This is a genomic window from Paraburkholderia sp. SIMBA_027, from assembly GCF_046535315.1.
GTDB classification, from domain to species: domain Bacteria; phylum Pseudomonadota; class Gammaproteobacteria; order Burkholderiales; family Burkholderiaceae; genus Paraburkholderia; species Paraburkholderia tropica.
Map to the genome: position 1 here is coordinate 1 of NZ_JAWRWY010000409.1, position 278 is coordinate 278.

The following is a 278-nucleotide window of genomic DNA, read 5'->3' on the forward strand; positions in this document are numbered from 1 at the left end:
GGGGCGGACATCGACGAGGCCGAACTGACCCTCGACGCGGGCCTGAGCCGCCGGCTGCGTGTACATGCCCGGCAACTGGGCGTCAGCCCGGCGAGCGTGTTTCACCTGGCCTGGGCGCGGGTGCTGAGTGTTATCGCGCAGACCGACCGCGTGGTGTTCGGTACGGTGATGATGGGCCGCATGCAGGGCGGAGACGGCGCCGACCGGGCGCTGGGCATGTTTATCAACACCCTGCCGCTGCGCGTCGATGTCGATGACCAGCCGGTGCAGGCGGCGGT

Annotated in this window: 1 protein-coding gene; it reads left to right on the top strand. The window is 69.8% G+C overall.

The window, feature by feature from the left end:
• Window positions 1–278 (top strand): condensation domain-containing protein (locus SB764_RS39615; RefSeq protein ID WP_410866698.1); only part of this gene is annotated, 278 nt, incomplete at both ends.